Source organism: Pseudomonas weihenstephanensis, from assembly GCF_016812185.1.
GTDB lineage: Bacteria > Pseudomonadota > Gammaproteobacteria > Pseudomonadales > Pseudomonadaceae > Aquipseudomonas > Aquipseudomonas weihenstephanensis.
This window is the reverse complement of sequence record NZ_JAAEBV010000002.1, coordinates 149,931-168,423: the sequence shown is the minus strand read 5'-3', so window position 1 is coordinate 168,423 and position 18,493 is coordinate 149,931. Positions and strand designations below refer to the sequence as shown.

Sequence of the window (18,493 nt, the reverse complement as noted above, 5' to 3'; positions counted from 1 at the left end):
TCGTCGCAAGTTCAATATCAAAACTTTTTGATATTGGTCGATAAGTGGTGCGTTTGTCGGACGGGTTCTGTGAATGGACGAGCGAAGCGGGCCAATCCTCAGCAGATTGAACGGTTAAGCGCAGGAAAAACCGCTCAAGTGACTATCTGTCATTGCCCGAGGGCGCTGCCTGAGGGAAAATGCTCGCCTTTTTTCCGTTTCGTTTTATTTATCAATACCCAGGAGAACAGCGATGCCCAGCCGTCGTGAGCGTGCCAACGCCATTCGTGCACTCAGCATGGATGCCGTGCAAAAAGCCAACAGCGGCCATCCAGGTGCCCCTATGGGCATGGCGGATATCGCCGAAGTTCTGTGGCGCGATTATCTGAAGCACAACCCGAGCAACCCGTCGTTCGCTGACCGTGACCGCTTCGTGCTGTCCAACGGCCACGGTTCGATGCTGATCTACTCGTTGCTGCACCTGACCGGTTACGACCTGTCGATCGATGACCTGAAAAACTTCCGCCAGTTGCACAGCCGCACCCCCGGTCACCCGGAGCTGGGCTACACGCCGGGCGTTGAAACCACGACCGGTCCATTGGGTCAGGGTTTGGCCAACGCCGTGGGTTTTGCCCTGGCAGAAAAAGTCATGGGCGCGCAGTTCAACCGTCCTGGCCACGACATTGTTGATCACCACACCTACGTGTTCCTGGGTGATGGCTGCATGATGGAAGGCATTTCCCACGAAGTTGGCTCACTGGCCGGTACCTTGGGCCTGGGCAAACTGATCGCCTTCTACGACGACAACGGCATCTCCATTGATGGCGAAGTTGAAGGCTGGTTCACCGACGACACGCCAAAGCGTTTCGAAGCCTACAACTGGCAAGTGATCCGCAACGTTGACGGTCACGACCCGGAAGAAATCAAAACCGCGATCGAAACCGCGCGCAAAAGCGATCAGCCAACCCTGATCTGCTGCAAAACCACCATCGGTTTTGGCTCGCCAAACAAGCAGGGCAAGGAAGATTGCCACGGTGCCCCACTGGGTAACGACGAAATCGCCTTGACCCGCACCGCGCTGAACTGGAACTACGCGCCGTTTGAAATTCCGGCCGATATTTACGCCGAATGGGATGCCAAGCAGGCCGGTGCCGCGGTTGAATCCGAGTGGGACAAGCGCTTCGCAGCCTATGCTGCCGCATTCCCGGAACTGGCGTCTGAGCTGTCCCGTCGTCTTAAGGGCGACCTGCCTGCCGACTTCGATGCCAAGGCGACGGCCTACATCAATGAAGTGGCCGCCAAAGGCGAGACCATCGCCAGCCGTAAAGCCAGCCAGAACACCCTGAACGCGTTCGGCCCGCTGTTGCCGGAACTGCTCGGCGGTTCGGCTGACCTGGCCGGTTCCAACCTGACCCTGTGGAAAGGTTGCAAAGGTGTGTCGGCTGAGGACGCCAGCGGTAACTACATGTACTACGGTGTGCGTGAGTTCGGCATGAGCGCGATCATGAACGGCGTTGCCGTGCATGGCGGCCTGGTGCCTTACGGCGCGACCTTCCTGATGTTCATGGAATACGCCCGCAACGCGATCCGCATGTCGGCTTTGATGAAGCAGCGTGTGATCTACGTGTTCACCCACGACTCCATCGGTCTGGGCGAAGACGGCCCGACGCACCAGCCGGTCGAGCAACTGACCAGCCTGCGTACCACGCCGAACCTGGACACCTGGCGCCCTGCCGACGCGGTTGAATCCGCAGCGGCCTGGAAATTCGCCCTTGAGCGTAAAGACGGCCCGTCGGCGCTGATCTTCTCGCGTCAGAACCTGAATCACCAAACCCGTGATGCCGCGCAAATTGCCGACATCAACCGGGGCGGTTACGTGCTCAAAGATTGCGCAGGCGAGCCTGAGCTGATCCTGATCTCCGCCGGTTCTGAAATTGGCCTGACCGTTCAGGCATACGAGAAGCTGACCGAGCAAGGCCGCAAGGTCCGTGTGGTGTCGATGCCGTGCACCAGCGTGTATGAAGCTCAGGACGCAGGCTACAAGCAGTCGGTTCTGCCGTTGCAAGTCAGCGCGCGTATTGCCATCGAAGCGTCCCACGCGGACTACTGGTACAAGTACGTGGGTCTGGAAGGTCGCGTCATCGGCATGACCACCTACGGCGAGTCGGCGCCTGCGCCTGCCTTGTTCGAGGAGTTCGGTTTCACCCTGGAAAACATCCTGGATCAGGCCCAAGAACTGCTGGAAGACTAAATCACAACGCGGTGGCCCTTGGCTGCCGCGCTCCCCGTAGTCGCTGCCGCAGGCTGCGAAGGGTTGCTCTGCAACCCGTTTCTTGAAGGCCCTGCGGTCCTTGTCGCAGCCTTTGGCAGCGACTACAGGTTTTGAATAAGAGAACCCCATGCCTGAACTGCGTCCTTACAAAGTTGCACTCAACGGCTACGGCCGCATTGGTCGTTGTGTCTTGCGGGCGTTGTTTGAACGAGGCGCGGCTGCCGGGTTTGAAATTGTTGCACTTAATGATTTGGCCGACATGGCCAGTCTCGAATATTTGACGCGCTTCGACTCCACACATGGCCGGTTTCCCGGCGAGATACGGATCGAAGGCGACTGCCTGCATATCAATGGCGACTGCGTGAAAGTGTTCCGCAGTGCCACTCCGGAAGGCATCGACTGGGCCGCATTGGGCGTAGATCTGGTGCTGGAATGCTCCGGTGCCTACAACACGCGCGCTGACGGCCAACGTTTTCTGGATGCCGGCGCACCGGCGGTGCTGTTTTCGCAACCGATGGCCAGCGAGGCAGATGCTGACGCCACCATCGTGTACGGCGTGAACCAGCACAGCCTGAGCGGTACCGAACGCCTGATTTCCAACGCTTCTTGCACCACCAACTGCGGCGTGCCGCTGCTGCGCTTGCTGGATAAAGCGTTTGGTCTGGAATACGTGTCGATCACCACCATTCACTCGGCGATGAACGATCAGCCGGTGATTGACGCTTACCATGACGAAGACCTTCGTCGTACACGTTCGGCGTTTCAGTCTGTGATTCCGGTGTCCACCGGTCTGGCTAAAGGCATCGAACGTTTGTTGCCGGAACTTGCTGGCCGAATTCAAGCCAAAGCCGTACGGGTGCCGACCTTGAATGTGTCGTGCCTGGATATCACGTTGACCACTGCGCGCGACACAACCGCGCAGGAAGTGAACGATATGCTGCGCGAGGCTGCCACCAGCGGCCCGCTCAAAGGCTTGTTGGCATACACCGAGTTGCCGCACGCCAGCTGTGATTTCAACCATGACCCGCATTCGGCGATTGTTGACGCCAGCCAGACCCGCGTTTCCGGCCCCCGGCTGGTGAACCTGCTGGCGTGGTTCGACAACGAATGGGGGTTTGCCAATCGAATGATCGATGTGGCTGAGCACTATCTGCACGTAACTCACCCAAAACCCGCTCTCTAACATTAGAAACTCAGGAACTGCGACCCATGACCGTGTTGAAGATGACCGACCTCGATCTGCAAGGTAAGCGCGTGCTGATCCGCGAAGACCTCAACGTCCCAGTCAAGGACGGTGTTGTCACCAGCGATGCGCGCATCCTTGCTTCGCTGCCGACCATCAAGCTGGCGTTGGAAAAAGGCGCGGCAGTCATGGTCTGCTCGCACCTGGGCCGTCCGACTGAAGGCGAGTTTTCAGCAGAAAACAGCCTCAAGCCTGTTGCTGATTACTTGAGCAAGGCGCTGGGCCGTGAAGTGCCGCTGGTGAGCGACTACCTCAATGGCGTGGACGTTAAAGCCGGCGACATCGTGCTGTTCGAAAACGTGCGCTTCAACAAAGGCGAAAAGAAAAACGCCGACGAATTGGCCAAGCAATACGCGGCCCTGTGCGACGTGTTTGTGATGGATGCCTTTGGCACTGCACACCGCGCCGAAGGCTCGACCCACGGCGTGGCCAAGTTCGCCAAAGTGGCGGCCGCGGGGCCGTTGCTGGCGGCGGAACTGGACGCACTGGGCAAAGCCCTGGGCGCTCCGGCCAAGCCAATGGCTGCGATTGTTGCAGGCTCCAAGGTGTCGACCAAACTTGACGTACTCAACAGCCTGAGCCAGATCTGCGACCTGCTGATCGTTGGCGGTGGCATTGCCAACACGTTCCTCGCGGCGGCCGGTCATCCGGTGGGCAAATCGCTGTACGAGCCTGATTTGCTGGACACCGCGCGTGCCATCGCCGCCAAGGTCAACGTGCCGTTGCCTACCGATGTGGTCGTGGCCAAGGAATTTGCTGAAAGCGCCGAAGCCACCGTCAAGCTGATTGCTGACGTGGCAGCAGACGACATGATTCTGGATATCGGCCCACAAACAGCCGAGCACTTCGCGCAGCTGTTGAAGACCTCGAAGACTATCCTGTGGAACGGACCTGTCGGCGTGTTCGAGTTCGATCAGTTCGGCAACGGTACCAAAGTGCTGGCCAAGGCCATCGCCGACAGCGCTGCATTTTCTATTGCAGGCGGCGGCGACACATTGGCGGCCATCGACAAGTACGGTGTGGCCGATCAAATTTCCTACATCTCCACCGGTGGCGGTGCATTCCTTGAGTTCGTTGAAGGCAAAGTGCTGCCTGCTGTAGAAGTGCTGGAAAGCCGCGCCAAAGCCTGAAAATGATTCAGGCCCTGAAAGGAAGCATGGACATGGTCAAGTTGTTACCGCTGTTGATGATCGCGGGCTTGTTGGCCGGTTGCGCCGGTTCAAGCGAGCCAGTACCTGAAGCGGCTACGCCTGAAGAGAGCGGCTGCTATCAGGCCGACTGGCAGGCGCAGAGCTTGCCATTGGTCAATAAACGATCAGGGCCGCAAGCGCTGGAAAAATACGAGTCACCCACGCCTTCAAAAGTACGCGGGTGCCCATGATTTGAACACGCCAGCTCCTACAGAGCGGCGTGTAGCTATGGCTGGAGCTGTAACGTTTCAGCGAAAACGAATTCGCAGCAAAGGGCTAAACCCCCGATCTGCAAAAACTTGAATAGCAGCTGCCGCTACGGCAGGCTTGCACGATTAACGACCCTCGTCCGGGAGAGAGACACACAATGGCACTTATCAGCATGCGTCAGATGCTGGACCACGCCGCCGAATTCGGCTACGGCGTTCCAGCTTTTAACGTCAACAACCTTGAGCAGATGCGCGCCATTATGGAAGCCGCTGACAAGACTGACTCCCCGGTGATCGTTCAGGCTTCGGCCGGTGCGCGCAAGTACGCAGGCGCTCCGTTCCTGCGTCACCTGATTCTGGCTGCAATCGAAGAGTTCCCGCATATCCCGGTGTGCATGCACCAGGACCACGGCACCAGCCCTGACGTGTGCCAACGTTCGATCCAGCTGGGTTTCAGCTCGGTGATGATGGACGGCTCGCTCGGCGAAGACGGCAAGACCCCGACTGACTACGATTACAACGTGCGTGTCACCCAGCAGACAGTTGCGCTGGCGCATGCGTGTGGTGTGTCGGTAGAAGGCGAGCTGGGCTGCCTGGGTTCGCTGGAAACCGGTATGGCCGGCGAAGAAGACGGTATCGGCGCTGAAGGCGTGCTGGATCACAGCCAAATGCTGACCGACCCGGAAGAAGCGGCTGACTTTGTGAAGCGCACCCAAGTGGACGCCCTGGCCATTGCCATTGGTACGTCCCACGGCGCGTACAAGTTCACCAAGCCACCGACCGGCGACGTGTTGGCGATTGACCGCATCAAAGAAATCCACAAACGTATTCCGAACACTCACCTGGTGATGCACGGTTCGTCTTCGGTGCCGCAAGAGTGGCTGAAAATCATCAACGAGTACGGCGGCGACATCAAGGAAACCTACGGTGTGCCGGTTGAAGAAATCGTTGAAGGCATCAAGCACGGCGTGCGCAAGGTCAACATCGATACCGACTTGCGTCTGGCATCGACGGGCGCCATGCGTCGCCTGATGGCGACCAACCCAAGCGAGTTTGACCCGCGCAAGTTCTTCGGCGCGACCGTGACGGCCATGCGTGACGTGTGCATCGCCCGTTACGAAGCCTTCGGTACCGCTGGCAACGCTTCGAAGATCAAGCCGATCTCCCTGGAAGCCATGTACCAGCGTTACCTCAAGGGTGAACTGAACGCCAAGGTCAACTAAGGCCTGTTTTTAGGTGCTGGCGAAGGCTGTGGGCTTTCAAGATCAAAAGCTCGCAGCCCTCGCTGGCTCCTGTAAAAAGGCAGAAAGTGTTGCCCGGTTAATAGCTGAATCTTGAGCGACCCGCCGCACGCAACCCGAAAATCCGGAGTCTTCAGGGACTGCGGATTTTTTTATGCCTGTTGCCCGGCCAACCCCTGCTGTCGAATCCCCCTTGCATAATCAGCGTGCCATCACGACAATGCGAGCGATTACCATTTACGCATTGGTGGCATGCTCATGTCGGCGCTTGAACGTTCAGCTTTTCATCAGTTGTACAGCGACCACAACAGTTGGCTGAAGGGCTGGTTGCGGGTGCGATTGGGCAATGCGGCCGATGCATCGGACTTGGCCCAGGATACGTTTGTGCGCGTCATGACGGCGCGTATCGACACGCCGATCCGCGAACCGCGGGGCTATCTGAGCGCGATTGCGCGTTCGCTGATGATCGATAAATCGCGCCGCCGCACCATTGAGCAAGCCTATCTGCACACGCTGTCGCTACGTCCAGAGCCGGTGGATGTGTCGCCCGAGACGCGTCTGTCGATCATCGAAATGCTGGTCTCGATCGATACGCTGCTCGATGAATTGGGCAGCCGCACCCGCGAGATCTTCCTCGCCGTGCAGCTTGAAGGGCTGAGTTACGTGGCGGCAGCCGAACGGTTCGGTGTGTCCGTCACCACCGTGAAAAACCATTTGATTCGCGCCATGACCCGCTGCCTGTTGCTGATGGAGGACGAATGAGCCGCGCGCCTGACCTCAAGACGCTTGAGGCCGCGGCGACGTGGTTCGTGCAATTGAATGACGGCGCGCAGTGCGAGGCCACATCCCGTGCGTGGCAAACCTGGCTGGACGCCAGTCCCCAGCATGCGGCTGCGTGGTCGCGTGTCGAGAAACTTCAGCAACAATGGGCCAGGGTGCCCCGCCAGTCGGCTTTGTCCAGTCTCAGTGCCGCCAAGGCACAGCGCCGTGAAGTGTTGAAAATACTCAGTGTGCTGCTGGCCGCAGGCGCGTGTGGCTGGCTGGCGGTTGAAGAGGTGCCGTACCGCTCGATGCTGGCCCGGCAACGCACGGGCAGCCGTGAACGGCGCACGCTTGCGCTTGCGGATGGCTCCCAGCTGGAACTCAATGCCGACACGGCGCTGGATGTGCGTTTTGACTCACACCAACGGCTGATCCAGCTGTACCGGGGTGAAATCTTGATTCAGACCGCCAAGGACCCGGCCCAACGTCCCTTTATCGTGGACACCGCCCAAGGTCGCGTTCGCGCACTGGGTACGCAGTTCAGCGTGCGTCAACTGTCCGGGCACACTCGGGTCGGGGTGCTGCAGGCCGCTGTCGAAGTGTCGGCCTACCGCTTTGCCGGTCAGCCCGTGCGACTGGAGGCGGGGCAGCAAGTCACGTTCGACCGCGAGGGTGTCGATGCCATTCGCCCTTTATCCGCAGGCTCGACGGCTTGGGTACACGGCATGTTGAGTGTGGACGACTGGCGGCTGGGCGACTTTGTGGATGAGTTGAGTCGCTATCGTCCGGGGGTTCTGCACTGTGCGGCAGCAGTTCAAGACTTACGCATTTCAGGGGCGTTTCGTATCGATGATACAGAAACAGTGCTGGAGAATCTCAGCAAAACCCTGCCGGTAAAGGTTCGTTTCATGACCCGCTATTGGGCCAGCATCGAACCGGCCTGAGCGCCGATGCAAAAGGTTTGAGTTTTAACCTTGCTGATTTCGATTCTCATCCGTCAATGACATAAGCCACGCTCGTAGCGAGTTTGTGCCATGACAACGCAAGGATCTCCGAATGCTCCCGCTCCCCCTCAGTGCCACTCATAAAATAACCCGCGCTGTGCGCCTGACGGTATTGGGCGCCTCCCTCGCCAGCCTGTCTGCATTGGCGTTGACTCCGGCTGTGGCGTATGCCCAAAGCCAGGCGGTGTACCAGATAGCCCCCGGCCCGCTGGGCAGCGCCCTGACTCAATTTGGCGTGCAAGCGGGGGTGACGATTTCGTTCGATACCCAACAGGCGCGTGATCTCACCACGGGCGGGCTTGAAGGTTCCTACAGCATTGAGGAAGGGCTGGACCGCTTGCTGGCCAACAGCGGGCTGCAAGCCGAGCGTCAACGCAATGGAGGCTATGTGTTGGTCGCCAGCCGTATTCAGTCCGCTCTGGAGTTGGGCGCCACCGAGGTTGTGACTAACCAGTTGGGCACGGTGACCGAGGGCACTGGCTCGTACACGCCGGGCTATATCGCCACCGCCACGCGCATGGTGCTCAAACCCCGCGAGACACCGCAATCGATCAGTGTCATCACCCGTCAGCACATGGATGACTTCGCGCTCGATAACGTTGATGACGTGATGCGCCATACACCGGGCATCACTGTGTCGGCGTATGACACAGACCGCACCAACTATTACTCGCGCGGTTTTTCGATCAACAACTTCCAGTACGACGGTATTCCCTCGGCGGTGCGCAACGTGGCCTATTCGGCGGGCAATACGCTGAGTGACATGGCGATCTATGACCGGATCGAGGTGCTCAAGGGGGCGTCGGGGCTGCTCAGCGGCGCCGGTTCGCTGGGCGGCACCATCAACCTGGTGCGTAAAAAACCTACCCGCGAGTTTCATGGCCATATCACCACCGGCGCGGGTTCTTGGGACAACTACCGCACGGAAGCCGATGTCAGCGGCCCGTTGACCGAAAGCGGTCATGTGCGGGGGCGTGCCGTGGCGGCCTATCAGGACCGCCAGTCGTACATCGACCGCTACTCCAACCAGAGTTCGGTGTTCTACGGCATCCTCGAAGCCGACCTCACGCCGGACACGTTGCTGACCGTGGGCGCCGACTATCAGGACAACAAGCCCCAAGGCTCAACCTGGTCGGGGAGCTTTCCGCTGTACAACTATGCAGGCGAGATCAACAGCGCCAAACGCTCATTCAGCAACGCCACTGACTGGAGCAGTTGGCAGCAATACACCCGCACCGTGTTTGCAACGCTGGAACAGGATCTGGGTGGCGGTTGGGTCGGCAAACTGCAACTGGATCACAAGCTCAATGGCTACGATGCCCAGTTGGGGGCCATCCAGTTCAACCAGCCGGCGATGGACGGCACTGCCACCATCAACGCACAGCGCTACAAAGGCGAAACCACCAGCGATGCGGCCGACATCTATGTCAGCGGCCCCTACAATTTTTTGGGTCGTGAACACGAACTGGTACTGGGCGGCTCGATCAGCAAAGCCAACTGGCAAGGCAAAGGCTATTGGGATGTCACGTTTGGCACGCCCAATCTGGTCGATTACTTCAACTGGAAGGGCCACCTGGCCAAACCTGATTGGGGCAAAGCGTCGCAAGTCAGCGATGACACGGTGCGCCAGACCGGTGTGTACGCCACGACGCGGCTCAATGTCACCGATGAGCTGAACGTCTTTCTGGGCGCCCGGGTCGTCGATTACACCCTGACCGGCACCACCAATACGTATCGTGAGTCGGGACGGGTGATTCCCTACGCGGGCATCACCTATGACCTGACCGATTACCTGACAGCCTATGCCAGCTACACCGATGTGTTCATGCCGCAGGAGTTCTACAACCTGGATCGCCACAGCAAGATGCTTGACCCGGACCAGGGTGAAAACTATGAAATCGGCCTCAAGAGCGAAATGTTCGACGGTCGCTTGAACGCCAGCCTCGCGTATTTTGAAGTCAAGGAAAGCAATCGCCCTATCCCGGACGATGCCTGGAACAACCTGGTGCCCACCCCGCCCAACTATGCCTTCAAGGGCACGGCCGCGCGCACCAAGGGCTATGAACTGGAAATATCCGGTGAGCTCAGCCCGGGTTGGAGCGTGCAGGGCGGTTATACGCACAAGGTGGTGCGCGATGACACGGGTAAGAAGATTTCGACGTTTGAGCCTGAAGACCAGCTCAGTTTCTACACCATTTACAAACTCAAGGGCGCCCTCGACAAAGTTTCTGTGGGCGGTGGCGCACGCTGGCAGAGCACGGCCTGGCAAGAGATGTATAACGGCCCCAAAGACCGCTACGAAGACTTCTCGCAAAAGCCGTACTGGGTAGTTGATTTGATGACCCGTTATCAATTCACGGAAAACCTGTCGACCACCGTTAACGTCAATAACGTGTTCGACAAGTATTACTACACCAACATCGGCTTCTATAACTCGGCCATTTATGGTGAGCCGCGTAACGTGATGGTGACCACGCGCTGGGACTTCTGACTCTGCCTGCAAACGCCTGACTGCTCTGCCTGAGCAGTCGGTGCCGGTAAAAAAGGGGTCAAGTCAGTCACGACACATGACCCCTTATCACCTGTCCCCTGAACATCCATCCTTTGTCAGCCTCCGCGGATGTCACGTTTAATTGCGCGAAGCAAAGAGCGCCTCGGCGATCGATCCAATCCGTCTTTTAGTCTGACTGTTTAAGGGACTCCATCATGATTTTGGGCAGAACACTTGAAAGCTGGTGCGCCAGCTATCCACTGATTAGCGATCTGGTCGCCCTGCACGAGACCACCTGGTTCAACCCCGGCCTGGCACCCGCAGCGCAGGCGCTTGGCGATGTAGGGCTGGGTGCTGCGGACGTGGCCGATGCCAGTGCCCGGCTCGCACGGTTTGCTCCCTACCTGTGTCGTGCATTTCCTGAAACCGCGGCCAGCAACGGCATTGTTGAATCGGATGTGGTACCGGTCGCGCAATTGCAAACCGTGCTCGCAGAGCGCTATGGGCTGGCTTTGTCAGGCGCGCTGTGGCTCAAGCGCGACAGCCACTTGCCCATCTCGGGGTCGATCAAGGCGCGAGGGGGGATTTATGAAGTGCTCAAGCATGCCGAAGACCTCGCGCTGGCCGCTAAATTGATGAGCCTCGATGATGATTACGCCGTGTTGCACAGCGATCAGGCGCGGGCGTTTTTTGGTCAATACAAAATCGCCGTCGGCTCCACCGGCAACCTTGGCATGTCGATTGGCATCATGGGCGCTGCCTTGGGCTTTCAGGTGACGGTGCACATGTCAGCCGATGCGCGGCAGTGGAAAAAGGACACTTTGCGCGCCCATGGGGTGAGCGTGATTGAGTACGCCAGTGATTACAGCGCGGCTGTGGCTCAAGGGCGACAACAGGCTGAAGCCGATCCGGGCTGCCATTTTGTCGACGATGAAAACTCGGTCAATTTGTTCCTCGGCTATGCCGTGGCCGGCGAACGCCTGAAACAACAATTGGCGGATGAGCACATCACCGTCGACGCGCAACATCCGTTGTTTGTGTACTTGCCGTGTGGTGTGGGTGGCGCCCCTGGCGGAGTAGCGTTCGGCCTCAAGCTGGCCTTTGGCGATGCCGTGCATTGCATTTTCGCCGAGCCTACCCATTCGCCCTGCATGCTGCTGGGCGTGTATACCGGGCTGCATGATCAGGTCAGTGTTCAGGATTTCGGGATTGATAACGTGACGGCCGCCGACGGTCTGGCCGTGGGCCGTGCTTCCGGGTTTGTGGGCAAGGCCATGCAGCGTCTGCTCGATGGTTTTTACACCGTCAGCGACGAAGAAATGTACAGCCTGCTGGCCCTGATGGAGCGCAATCAAGGCCTGCGCCTTGAACCCTCTGCGCTGGCGGGCGTACCCGGTATTGCCAGGGTGCAGGCCGATCGGCAAGGCTACCTGGCCCGCCTGGGGCTGGATGCGCAACACCTGCTAAACGCCACCCACCTGATCTGGGCCACGGGCGGCAATCGGGTGCCCGCAGACGAGATGGATGCTTACATCAGCAAGGGCCGCGCGTTGCTGGCCCAAGGTTGAGCCGATACTCGATTCAGGCATCACACCGGATATGGCACTATGCACCCGGCCATATCCGGCCTGATCACCCTTTTTGGCTCACTCACATCACCATGCTCAACCTTCCCCCGCGCATCAGTGCCAGGCTCAACAGTAACCAGTTTGCCAACCTGCATACGTTTCTGGTGGCTGCCCGGCATTTGAGTTTCGCGCGGGCTGCGCAAGAACTGTGCTTGACCGCCAGTGCGGTCAGCCACCGGATCAGTCGGCTTGAAACGGCACTGGAGATGAAGTTGTTCCTGCGTCTGACCCGTCAGGTCAACCTGACCGATGAAGGCGAACGCATTTTTGACATTTTGCAGCAGGCGATGGGCGAGTTGTCCGAGGCCCTTGAGCATTCGTCACAGGCCGACATTGCTGGCTCGATTGCGCTGTATGTCAGGCCCTCGGTCGCGCAGTGCTGGCTCGTCCCCCGGCTGGCCGACTTTCTAGAGCGATACCCTTCGGTCTCACTGGACCTGCGCGTGGGCAATGACAACGTCGACTTTCGCACCCGCAAATTCGATTTGGCCTTGTACTACGCCAATGGCGAGTTTCCGGGCCTGGCTAGCCAGTGTTTGATGCAAGAACGCCTGGCCCCGGTGTGCAGCCCTGCGTATGCGCAACGCCACGACTTGCTCAATAACCCGCAAAACTTGAAGTTGTGCACCACGTTGCACGACTCTCTGGCCTGGGACCATGCGGCGTTCGATGCCGAGTGGACGTTATGGGCGCAGCAGCACAACCTGCTCGATGCCTTGCCCAAACGCACCTTGACCTTTGATCGCTCAGACTTGAGCGTGACAGCCGCGATGAACCACGCGGGTATTGCCATTGGTCGTCAGCAACTGGTGCAAAAGCGCGTCGATAGCGGCGAACTGATCCTGCCTTTTGCCGACTTCAGTGTGTGCGGCCACTACGACTATTACCTGGTGCATCCACCGCTCAGCGCCGTGCCAAAACGCGTGCAGGTATTTATCGACTGGCTGCATGAACGCGCGCAGCAGACGGTCACGTAAGGAGAGGTGTATTCGCGTTTTGTAGTCGCTGTCGAGGAACGAGGCTGCGATCGGGCGCGTTGCGCTGGTGGGTCTGTATCTGACGTATCCAATCTCGCATTACGCGTCAGCGGCTACAGGTTTTGTGCCTACAGCGACTCGGGGTCGACGCCGTTGCCCTTGAGCAGCGCATCCACCAGCGCGCGTGACATTTCGACCGAGTGCACCAGCGACCACACCAAGCCGCGCTCAATGCCACTGGCCCGCTCGGTGATTTCATCCGAGACTTCTTCGGCGCTTTTGAGCAGCATCGACACATGCTTCAACGCCTCCAGCGCCCGCACGTTGCCCCGCACGGCGAAAGGCGAGGCCGGGGAAACGTCATCGTTGCGGGTTGGGTTCAGGCTGTCGAGCGGCGCAGGCTCGGCATCAAGCTCATCCACAATGCGCCGGGTCGATTCGTCGTGCTGGTGATCGTCGCGCTTTTTTTTCATGGTTGTTCCACTGGGATCATCAATTGAGCCAAGGCACTCGGCGACTCAAGAAGATAGTCCGCTGACTTTCCGGCCCGCAAGCAGTGGCTGAGGTGAAAACACCTTCTCGGAAACGCCCTTCATTTACATGTGGAAACATCCGACTTTTTGCCGGGGCCGCATCCCTTGACCCGTATCATCTGGCCATCACGGCAACTGACCCATAGTGATCAAAAAACCATAACGTGATGGAGAACAACCGTGATTAAACCGTGGGTCGCACTCTGTAGTTTGATGCTGGGGGCGCAGGCGTGGGCCGCTGCGCCCATGAATGAACCGATACAGCCGATACAACCGGCGAACATCACCGACCCGGCGAAGGTGGAGCTGGGTAAGCAGTTGTGGTTTGACCCGCGCTTGTCCAAGTCCGGGTTTATTTCCTGTAACTCGTGCCACAACCTGAGCATGGGCGGCAGCGATAACTTGCCCACCTCAATCGGGCACAACTGGCATCAAGGGCCGATCAACTCACCGACCGTGCTCAATTCCAGCCTGAACGTGGTGCAGTTCTGGGACGGGCGCGCCAAGACGCTCAAGGAGCAGGCCGGTGGGCCTATCGCCAACCCCGGTGAGATGGGCTTTACCCATAACCTGGCGTCCGATGTGGTGCGTTCGATCCCGCAATACCGCGACTCTTTCAAGGCGGTGTATGGCGACGACACGGTCAGCATCGACCACATCACCGATGCGCTGGCGGCGTTTGAAGAAACCCTGGTCACGCCCAATGCGCCGTTCGATCGCTGGTTGAAGGGCGAGAAAGACGCCCTCAGCCCAACCGCGCTCAAAGGTTATGAGCTGTTCAAAAGCACGGGCTGCATTGCGTGCCATAACGGCGAAGCGGTGGGCGGTGCTTCGATGCAGAAGATGGGCATGATCGAACCTTATGTCACCCAAAACCCCTCGCAGGGTGTGGCAGGTCTGACGGGTAAAGACACCGACCGCATGCTGTTCAAGGTCCCAACCTTGCGTAACGTGGAACTGACCTACCCCTACTTCCATGACGGCGCGTACTGGAATCTGGACGAGGCAGTGGATGTGATGGCCCGCCTGCAATTAGGTCGCAAGTTGAGCCAGGAAGAAGTCGGCCAGATCGTGGCCTTTCTTAAAACCCTGACGGGCGATCAGCCGGATTTCAAGTTGCCGCAGCTGCCACCTTCCTCCCCGCAAACCCCGCATCCCGTGCCATTCGGTCAGTGATGCGCTGATCGCAGAGCCGCCAGTGCGGCTCTGCGTTTGACTCACGGCGCGTCGTGGTCGATGTCCAGCTTGCTGAACGTGACCTGAGCGCCTTCCTTGCTATTGCCGGTGTTGTCCTGCACGTAGGCGCCCGCCTTGAAATACAGCGGTTTGTCGCGCCAGGTGGCGCTGATGGGGCTGTGCCACTCCTTATTGGCGCCCTTGATGTTCAGCGTACCGTCGGGTGTCAGGTTGATCACATAGGTGAAGCTTTTTGCCAGCGGCACATTTTCGGCCACGGTGACGGTTTTTATCGTGGTGTCATTGGGCCGTATGCGCACCTTGGCCACCAGGTTGCCACTGAGCTTGCTGGTCTTGTACTGATACTCAAGCTTGAGCATGGGCTGTTGGCTTTGAAACGCGTGGATCTGCCCGATCACGATCTTGCCCGATGACGGCACTTGATTGACCGCGAGGGTGGCATTCAAAAAATGGTTGGCGCTGGGGTATAGCCAGTTGCGCAGGGAGCCATCGGCGCGGGTCTCGCGCAGTTCGCTGCGAGGGTAGATGGCGTTGACGGTGGTACTGCCGGTGACGGGTGCCCAAAAAAACAGGGTGCCGGTGTCGGCGTGAAAATACACATTCTTGAAACCTTTAAGCAGGCGAGGGGTGTCGATGGTCGTCGGCGTGGTGCCGACAGGAACACTCAGGTTCCAGGTTGCCAGATCGATCATGTTTCAGGCCTTGGGCAGCTGCACTTACAGGCATCAAACGCGGTTGAGGCGATTGGTCCATGGCTTTGAAGGGCGGTCTTTATAGGACGAACGGTATGGCCAGTTAAAGTGATGGCACTTTTTTATGGGCGACAACGAATGGTCACGCAAGCGTAAAGCCAGCATTACAAGCGGGGTTAAACAGCTATACCGTTAGTCGGTTGGATCCATTTATGTCCACATGTGTAGGTGCGTATCACTTCTGCTTTGTGAGGCTCGGGTTTAGAGTTAACCCTCAGTTTTGTCCGGTTTTCACCTGAGTTCAGGACAGTCAAATAGAGAAGCAGCATGGAATGCGTGCACACGAAGTCAGTCGACACTGGCTCTGTTCTTTTGGTAGTGGATGATTACCCCGAAAATCTGGTCAGCATGCAGGCGTTGTTGCAGCGTGAAGATTGGCAAATTCTCACCGCTGTATCCGGCGTGGCAGCGTTGGATATCTTGCTGCGCAATGAGGTCGACCTGGTGCTGCTGGACGTGCACATGCCAGGCATGGACGGGTTCGAAGTCGCCCGGCTGATGCGTGGCAGCCAGCGCACTCGCTTTACACCGATTATTTTTTTGACGGGCAATGCGCAATCGCGTGATGCCGTGCTTGAGGGCTACGCCTGTGGCGCGGTGGACTACCTGCTCAAGCCGTTTGACGCGCAGATCCTCAAACCCAAAGTGCAGGCACTGCTTGAGCAGCAGAGTAATACCCGCGCATTGCGTCGCTTGAGCCACGATCTGGAGATTGCCCAAGCGTTCAACGCCTCGGTTTTGGAGAACGCTGCAGAGGGGATTTTGGTGGTCAATGAAGACGGCCGTATCCGCTTTGCCAATCCTGCTATTTCGCGGTTGCTCAAAGTGCCGGTGGCAGCGCTGAAGGGGGTGCCACTACTGGACTTTCTGCAAAAGCCCCATGTACCTGACTGGTTTGAGTCCGCCATTTATCGCGGGTACCTAAGAGGGGAAATCTATCGCGTTCACGACGCCATTTTGCGCTGCGTTGACGCTCAATTGTTGCCTGTGACGCTATCCTGCGCGCCGTTGAGCGGCCAGCAACAGGCGATGGTCGTCACGGTGCTGGACATGTCTGAAGTCTGCCTGCTGCACCATCAGCTTGAGTTGCAAGCCGTGACCGACTCGTTGACGGGGTTACTCAACCGTCGGGGCTTTCAGCGGGCCGTTGAGCAAGTGCTGGAGCGGGATAACACGAGCACGCAGTTGCGGGCGCTGTTGTACCTGGACCTGGATGGTTTCAAGCGTATTAATGATTCGCTGGGGCATGAAGTGGGAGACCGGGCCTTGAGTTGGGTCGCTGACCAATTGACGCACTGTGCGCGGCCTGGCGACATTCTGGGGCGTATCGGCGGGGATGAATTCACCCTGCTTTTGAATGTGGATGATCCCCGTGAGGCCGCGCAGCTCGCGGAGCAACTGATCGACAAGATTGCGGTACGCCAGCACCTCCAGGGGCTGGACGTTAGCCTGGGTGTCAGCATCGGAATTGCGGTCTGTCTGGGCGGTGATGCCCATCTCGAAACGTTGCTGCGTTCAGCCGACGCGGCGATGTACGAGGCCAAGCGCGCCGGACGTCAACAGTACCGTTTTTATGAGGCGCAACTGAGTGCCGACACGCTCCAGAACCCCATTCACTGGAAGTAATCGCCGTGGCGCCGCTACACTGGCGCACTTTTACGCTGTGCGTTGGCCCCTATGACCGTTCTCAAATACCTTCAGGCTTACCCTCAGACGTTGCAGGATCAAGTGCGCCACCTGATCGAGCGCGATCAACTGGGTGCTTACCTGAGTGAGCGCTACCCCGCCAAACATGCGGTACAAAGCGACAAAGCGCTGTATGCCTATGCGCTGGAACTCAAACAGGAGTACCTGCGCAACGCACCGTCTTTTGACAAAGTGCTGTTTGATAACCGACTGGATTTGACCCACCGCGCATTGGGTTTGCACACCACGATTTCACGGGTGCAGGGTGCCAAGCTCAAGTCCAAGAAAGAACTGCGTGTGGCTTCGCTGTTCAAGGATGCCGCCCCCGAGTTTCTGAACATGATCGTGGTGCATGAGCTGGCGCACCTCAAAGAGTCCGATCACAACAAGGCTTTTTACAAGTTGTGCGAGTACATGCAGCCGGGGTATCACCAGTTGGAGTTCGACCTGCGGGTGTACCTGACGTGGCGCGATTTGCAGGGTAAACCCTGACGAACAGTTGACGCTGCGAGCGTGCTCGCCAGCGCGGCAATCTAACCTGTAGCAGGAGTGTTGAATGGAAGTCAGCAAAACCAAAAGCAGCTTTTATCGGCGTCTGTACGTGGCCTGGCTGATTGACAGCCAGCTGGCCAGTAGCGTCCCGGCCTTGACCGAAATGACGGGCATGCCGCGCCGCACCGCGCAGGACACCCTTGCCGCCCTGGCCGATCTGGACATCGTGTGTGAGTTCGAGCAACAGGACGGTGCCCGCAACCATGCGGGGCGTTATCAGATCCACAGCTGGGGCCCTATCGACAGTGCGTGGGTTGGCCAGCATGTGGAACAGATCAAGCAGGTGCTGGGTTATCCCTGATCGCCTGGGGTCAGGCGCATGCCGATATGGGGGATGTTGTCTTCCAGGTACTGCTCGCCCGCGACGACAAAGCCGTGTTTGGCGTACAGCGATTGCAGGTGCGCTTGCGCCGACAAAAAGATGGGTTCACCCGGCCAGTTCTCTTTGATGTTCTCCAGTACGCAGTCCATCAAATCGTGGCCCAGGCTTTTTCCTCGGGCTTGTGCGGCAACGATTACGCGGCCGATGATCACATCCCCCGCGTGTGAAGCCGGATCCAGTAATCGCGCATAGGCCACCAGTTCATCGTTTTGCCAACCCATTACATGCAGGGTATCGCCCTCCAGATCCTGACCGTCGATGTCGGGGTAGGCGCATTTCTGCTCAACAATGAAGACGTCGCAACGCAGTTTCAACAGGGCGTACAGCTGTTCTTTGCCCAAGTCGCTGTGGTGTTTACAGATCCAGTCGGTGGTCACGGTGTTGTCCTGAGAGAG

Annotated in this window: 16 protein-coding genes and 1 pseudogene; 14 read left to right on the top strand and 3 right to left on the bottom strand. The window is 58.4% G+C overall.

Translation table 11 applies throughout. The features are described from left to right. Positions 1 to 232 precede the first annotated feature (232 nt). The 10 genes from tkt (at position 233) to dsdC (ending at position 12,996) form a co-directional block, all read left to right on the top strand. Positions 233 to 2,230, top strand: a complete 1,998-nt coding sequence (gene tkt / locus GYN01_RS08170) for a transketolase (protein WP_048402212.1) — start codon at positions 233 to 235, stop codon at positions 2,228 to 2,230. A 148-nt stretch (positions 2,231 to 2,378) separates the two neighbouring features. After that, on the top strand, positions 2,379 to 3,434 hold the full coding sequence (gene epd, locus GYN01_RS08165) for an erythrose-4-phosphate dehydrogenase (RefSeq protein ID WP_048364133.1): 1,056 nt from the start codon (positions 2,379 to 2,381) through the stop codon (positions 3,432 to 3,434). Between the two features lie 26 nt (positions 3,435 to 3,460). Beyond that, on the top strand, positions 3,461 to 4,624 hold the full coding sequence (locus GYN01_RS08160) for a phosphoglycerate kinase (RefSeq protein WP_048364134.1): 1,164 nt from the start codon (positions 3,461 to 3,463) through the stop codon (positions 4,622 to 4,624). Positions 4,625 to 4,656: 32 nt separating this feature from the next. After that, positions 4,657 to 4,875, top strand: a complete 219-nt coding sequence (locus GYN01_RS08155; protein ID WP_203306862.1) for a hypothetical protein — start codon at positions 4,657 to 4,659, stop codon at positions 4,873 to 4,875. Positions 4,876 to 5,051: 176 nt separating this feature from the next. Then, positions 5,052 to 6,116 (top strand): class II fructose-bisphosphate aldolase, encoded by a 1,065-nt coding sequence (gene fba, locus GYN01_RS08150; RefSeq protein ID WP_047278209.1) that lies wholly within the window; start codon positions 5,052 to 5,054, stop codon positions 6,114 to 6,116. Between the two features lie 276 nt (positions 6,117 to 6,392). After that, the gene (locus GYN01_RS08145; RefSeq protein WP_203306861.1) at positions 6,393 to 6,896 is read left to right on the top strand and encodes a sigma-70 family RNA polymerase sigma factor; all 504 of its coding nucleotides are present in this window, start codon (positions 6,393 to 6,395) and stop codon (positions 6,894 to 6,896) included. Next, a complete protein-coding gene (locus GYN01_RS08140) occupies positions 6,893 to 7,840 on the top strand; it encodes a FecR domain-containing protein (protein ID WP_203306860.1) in 948 nt (315 codons plus the stop codon). The genes GYN01_RS08145 and GYN01_RS08140 overlap by 4 nt, the downstream gene beginning before the upstream one ends. A 112-nt stretch (positions 7,841 to 7,952) precedes the next feature. Next, complete coding sequence (locus tag GYN01_RS08135; protein ID WP_203306859.1) at positions 7,953 to 10,391, top strand: TonB-dependent siderophore receptor; 2,439 nt, start codon at positions 7,953 to 7,955, stop codon at positions 10,389 to 10,391. 215 nt (positions 10,392 to 10,606) lie between these two features. Then, positions 10,607 to 11,959: a D-serine ammonia-lyase gene (dsdA, locus tag GYN01_RS08130; RefSeq protein WP_048402207.1), complete on the top strand. Its 1,353-nt coding sequence runs from the start codon at positions 10,607 to 10,609 to the stop codon at positions 11,957 to 11,959. A 92-nt stretch (positions 11,960 to 12,051) separates the two neighbouring features. After that, complete coding sequence (dsdC, locus tag GYN01_RS08125; protein ID WP_203306858.1) at positions 12,052 to 12,996, top strand: DNA-binding transcriptional regulator DsdC; 945 nt, start codon at positions 12,052 to 12,054, stop codon at positions 12,994 to 12,996. A gap of 128 nt (positions 12,997 to 13,124) precedes the next feature. On the opposite strand, the gene GYN01_RS08120 is transcribed toward dsdC, so the two are convergent. Next, positions 13,125 to 13,469, bottom strand: a complete 345-nt coding sequence (locus tag GYN01_RS08120; protein WP_048364139.1) for a hypothetical protein — start codon at positions 13,467 to 13,469, stop codon at positions 13,125 to 13,127. A 240-nt stretch (positions 13,470 to 13,709) separates the two neighbouring features. Here GYN01_RS08120 and GYN01_RS08115 point away from each other — a divergent pair, with 240 nt between their 5' ends. Then, the gene (locus GYN01_RS08115; RefSeq protein ID WP_275575746.1) at positions 13,710 to 14,705 is read left to right on the top strand and encodes a cytochrome-c peroxidase; all 996 of its coding nucleotides are present in this window, start codon (positions 13,710 to 13,712) and stop codon (positions 14,703 to 14,705) included. A gap of 41 nt (positions 14,706 to 14,746) precedes the next feature. Here the strand turns inward: GYN01_RS08115 and GYN01_RS08110 are convergent, their stop codons facing one another. Next, positions 14,747 to 15,418 (bottom strand): polysaccharide lyase family 7 protein, encoded by a 672-nt coding sequence (locus GYN01_RS08110; RefSeq protein ID WP_048364140.1) that lies wholly within the window; start codon positions 15,416 to 15,418, stop codon positions 14,747 to 14,749. Positions 15,419 to 15,745: 327 nt separating this feature from the next. Here GYN01_RS08110 and GYN01_RS08105 point away from each other — a divergent pair. The 3 genes and pseudogenes from GYN01_RS08105 to GYN01_RS08095 form a co-directional block, all read left to right on the top strand. Beyond that, positions 15,746 to 17,068 (top strand): annotated as a pseudogene (locus tag GYN01_RS08105) (diguanylate cyclase domain-containing protein); the annotation flags it as partial. Positions 17,069 to 17,155: 87 nt separating this feature from the next. Further along, the gene (locus GYN01_RS08100) at positions 17,156 to 17,656 is read left to right on the top strand and encodes a YgjP-like metallopeptidase domain-containing protein (protein ID WP_048364141.1); all 501 of its coding nucleotides are present in this window, start codon (positions 17,156 to 17,158) and stop codon (positions 17,654 to 17,656) included. A 64-nt stretch (positions 17,657 to 17,720) separates the two neighbouring features. Next, positions 17,721 to 18,017 carry a winged helix-turn-helix domain-containing protein gene (locus tag GYN01_RS08095; protein WP_048364142.1) on the top strand — a complete coding sequence of 99 codons (297 nt, stop codon included), beginning with the start codon at positions 17,721 to 17,723 and terminating at the stop codon, positions 18,015 to 18,017. Here the strand turns inward: GYN01_RS08095 and GYN01_RS08090 are convergent. Further along, complete coding sequence (locus GYN01_RS08090) at positions 18,008 to 18,475, bottom strand: GNAT family N-acetyltransferase (RefSeq protein WP_048364143.1); 468 nt, start codon at positions 18,473 to 18,475, stop codon at positions 18,008 to 18,010. The two genes, GYN01_RS08095 and GYN01_RS08090, sit on opposite strands and share 10 nt — an antisense overlap. Positions 18,476 to 18,493: the final 18 nt, after the last annotated feature.